The following is a 3,325-nucleotide window of genomic DNA, read 5'->3' as shown; positions in this document are numbered from 1 at the left end:
CGATTTAGCTTCTGCTTTTTGAGCCTCTTTGATGCGTTTTTTTTGTTCGGCGATAATCTTTTTGGCGTTTTCAATTTCTTTAGAAATGTTGCTCATATTATCCTCGGAACTGGAATCAATCTTTTAAGAACAATACCACATATCCCTTGATGCCGTCAGGTATTAAGGGCGCAGTTACGACTTGCACAAGTGCAAGTCCTGCGTCATGGTGGCTTTGCCCCCCTGAACCCCCCATTTTACGCCAAAAGAAAGGCTTTCGATCCGTGGCAATCTATCGCGCCGAGACAAAGCCGATAAGCCGGAGCGCAGGGCGTTCTGTTGTGGCTGCGGCTGCGTATCGTTCTGGCGAGGATTTGACCAACGAGGTTGATGGACACGAACACAAATACAGCCCCCGTCAGAACAGCGTTTCTCATAAGGCAATTTTCATGCCGGGTGGTGGTACGGCTGATCGGTCTGAATTATGGAATGGCGCCGAGGCTTCGGAGAAGCGGAAGGATGCCCGCACCGGCAGGGAGTGGGTACTTGCCCTTCCGAACGAACTGACCAGTGAGCAGCGTGCCGATCTGGCTGATAGCTTTGCCCGCGCACTGGTGGAGCGTTACGGGGTGGCCGTGGATGTGGCGGTGCATCTGCCCGGTAACGAAGGCGATGAGCGGAATCATCACGCGCACATCATGACCACCACTCGCAAGGTGGAGCGGGATGCCGAGGGCAAGCTGTCTTTTGGAGACAAATCAACCATTGAACTGTCCGACAAGAAGCGGACCAGCATGGGGCTTGGTAAAGGGGCAGACGAGGTAACAGAGGTTCGCCATCTATGGGCTGGCCTTGCCAATGCCGCGCTAGAGCGGGCCGGACAAGAGGCCCGGATAGATCACCGGACCAATGAGGCGCAGGGGCTGGATCGCGTGCCAGAGCGGCACATGGGTGCGAATGTCGTGGCGTTGGAGCGGAAAGGTCATGAGACCCCAACGGGCAACCATAACCGCCGTATTCGGGCGGAGAACGCGCAGCGGGCTGAGGTCATAGATTTCGCCCTGGCGAAGCTGGAACAGGCCGTCAAAGCCATGCGTGATGGGTTCGAGAAGGTGGCTCAGGCATTTGATCGCCTCACTCCGCCGGCACAGCAGAAAGCGGAGAAAACTGCCAGTAAATGGGCGGCTTTCACCAAGGGATTAAAAGCCGGAGCAGCTAAGGACGCCGAAGCGGAGCGGAAACGACTGGCAGAAGAACGTCAGAGAGCCGAAGCCGCCGAGAGAGAGCGGGCCGAGCAGAAAGCCAGAGACGCCAAGGCATATCAGGAAATGCTACAGGCCCGCGCAGAACGTCGAGGAAGAGGTCGGTAAACTACTTCTCGTTCCAAATTTTGATTGGTACAGAAGTTTCTGGGGTTATTCCGGCGGCGTAGTGGCCATTGTGATCGTATAATCCAGATTGGATACTAAAAACGGCAAAGCAATTATGCATTCTACCGTATTCATCTAAAGCTTTTTCACCAGGAATCTCTATATATAAAGCTTTTTTATCGAGTGGTGAATTTTTAATACTTAGGCCATTGAAATTTTCATATAAATAATTTTCTTGAATTAAGAATTTTTCTATTTTCTTTTGTATCGAAAATGTAGATAGGTCTTCTATTATTATATTTTCGCGTATTGTTTCTGGAGCAATTCCATCCCACGTATACCCAACGATTTTATCGGGCCTGAGAATGGTTAAAGCAATATAGTTATAACTATCCATTATCTTTTTCCGCCTTGAACTATTTCCAGCTTAGTACCGGGTTTTGGAATGAGAGCTAGTTCTTCTTGCGTAGCGCGACTCCCGACCTCGGCGACATGTCGATTCATGTAGTAGCGAACCAGTCCGGGGCCGCGCAGACCTTCAACCCGTTCGCGCTCGGAGAAGATGGCCCCAAATTTCACCAGCTCATTCATGATTTGACTAACGTCATCGGCTCGAATTCCGATGGCTTCAGATATTTCCTCGCGGGTCAGCATGATTTGTCCGGTGTGCGGCATGAGATGATCAAACAGCAAAGCCCAAACCCGCATAGCCTTCATTGGACGCTTACTGTTGGCTTCTAGCCAGTCGACAACAGCGGCATTTTGAGCGGGACGGATCATAACGAAAGGCTCCGTGGTTCCGGGGTCTGGTGTCGTAAGGTTCTTGATCTGAACGTAAAGCCGCCCAACAGCATCGCGCATCGCGGGGCTAGTCTCGGCGAAGGGTAAGAGGGCCTGTTTCAAGAGGTCGGCCTGATCTTCTTGGAGCCGGTCTTTGTGGGTTCTAAGCCGAGTGACATTCCGCATGTGGGAAACCTCTGTATCGAGCGCGAATACCTCGCACGTGGTGCGTGTTTATACTAGCACCACGTGCGAGGTATTGATCAAGCAGTTTTTGCGGATTCCCAACGAAAACCAGAGATCGGCGATCTCCTAGATAGAATAAAGATATTTATTCTCCCCTATGGTCCCCTCTTTTTTCGGTGGAAAACTCGGATTTTCGACGGGTCAGGACAGAGAAAATCGGTCGTCTGAATTGCTCAGGAAGAGGGTGCAGCTTGTGGCTATGGCTGCACCGACCAACCGCTAGCGTTTTGGGTGGGATAGCAGAAGGTTCGTTTGTCCTTTGGTTCGTATTTGGCCTCGTATCCCGGTAGGTGGCAGTGACCGAGGGCTTGGAGTAATCCCGCCTTGTCCATCTGGAAGGCCAGTTGACCGCTTGGTGTATTCCCCCACGCTGCGGCTGCATTTTCGGTCAGGGCCTGTTGGTGTCCGATGGCGTTCCCTTGGCTCCATCCGTCAGATCGGCCGAGCCAATACCCTCCCAACATCCCACCACAGACCAGCATAGCCGCGCAGAGGCCGGTCCAGATCATCAGACGCCTCTTTCCTGCTGAAAACACGTCAGAGGCTTCTACGGCCAACCTGGAGGCTTTTTCGGCGGCGTCTGAAATCGTTCTGCACCTGTTGTCCTGCTCGGATGCCAGACGCTCCATGCTTCCGGTGGCCTTGGTGATGCTTTTTTCGACCCGCTTGAACAGTTCAAACGGATCTTCTTCCAGCATGTCACTCATGGGTATTTTCCGACGCTGGAACTGGTGTCATGGCGAGTGAAGGAAGGCGAGAGAATGTCTCAAAGGCTTTCTGGTCTGATGGCCTTTCAACACGCTTCAAAAGTGTTTCGATGGTTCGGACAGCGCGTTCATCTGTTTCGGCTAATTTTATTAAGGCACCTCCTAAGATATAATTTTGTCGATCGCGCAATTTTGCTTCCGATTTAGCTTCTGCTTTTTGAGCCTCTTTGATGCGTTTTTTTT

The 3,325-nt window shown here is 51.8% G+C and carries 4 protein-coding genes and 1 pseudogene; 1 reads left to right on the top strand and 4 read right to left on the bottom strand.

The features are described 5' to 3' along the window. Positions 1-263 precede the first annotated feature (263 nt). The gene (gene mobQ / locus B7449_RS09995; protein WP_209426722.1) at positions 264-1,349 is read left to right on the top strand and encodes a MobQ family relaxase; all 1,086 of its coding nucleotides are present in this window, start codon (positions 264-266) and stop codon (positions 1,347-1,349) included. A 1-nt stretch (position 1,350) separates the two neighbouring features. Here mobQ and B7449_RS19775 read toward each other — a convergent pair whose 3' ends face one another. From B7449_RS19775 to B7449_RS21060, 4 genes and pseudogenes are all read right to left on the bottom strand, one after another. Continuing rightward, complete coding sequence (locus B7449_RS19775; RefSeq protein ID WP_141654728.1) at positions 1,351-1,746, bottom strand: hypothetical protein; 396 nt, start codon at positions 1,744-1,746, stop codon at positions 1,351-1,353. Next, positions 1,746-2,129, bottom strand: a complete 384-nt coding sequence (locus tag B7449_RS09990; RefSeq protein ID WP_242407733.1) for a cyclic nucleotide-binding domain-containing protein — start codon at positions 2,127-2,129, stop codon at positions 1,746-1,748. The genes B7449_RS19775 and B7449_RS09990 overlap by 1 nt, the downstream gene beginning before the upstream one ends. Before the next feature lie 443 nt (positions 2,130-2,572). Next, positions 2,573-3,082 (bottom strand): hypothetical protein, encoded by a 510-nt coding sequence (locus B7449_RS09985; RefSeq protein WP_039734375.1) that lies wholly within the window; start codon positions 3,080-3,082, stop codon positions 2,573-2,575. Continuing rightward, positions 3,075-3,325: pseudogene (locus tag B7449_RS21060) on the bottom strand (hypothetical protein); the annotation flags it as partial. The pseudogene B7449_RS21060 and the gene B7449_RS09985, both read right to left, overlap by 8 nt.

The sequence above is a fragment of the Komagataeibacter intermedius TF2 genome (genome assembly GCF_000964425.1).
Taxonomy (GTDB): Bacteria; Pseudomonadota; Alphaproteobacteria; order Acetobacterales; family Acetobacteraceae; genus Komagataeibacter; species Komagataeibacter intermedius.
The sequence above is the reverse complement of the archived record's forward strand: the minus strand, read 5'-3'. Positions and strand labels throughout refer to the sequence as shown.

Coding starts and splice junctions, on each gene's coding strand:
- B7449_RS19775 (WP_141654728.1), bottom strand. CDS start 1,746: ATGGATAGTTATAACTATATTGCTTTAACCATTCTCAGGCCCGATAAA.
- B7449_RS09990 (WP_242407733.1), bottom strand. CDS start 2,129: ATGATCCGTCCCGCTCAAAATGCCGCTGTTGTCGACTGGCTAGAAGCC.
- B7449_RS09985 (WP_039734375.1), bottom strand. CDS start 3,082: ATGAGTGACATGCTGGAAGAAGATCCGTTTGAACTGTTCAAGCGGGTC.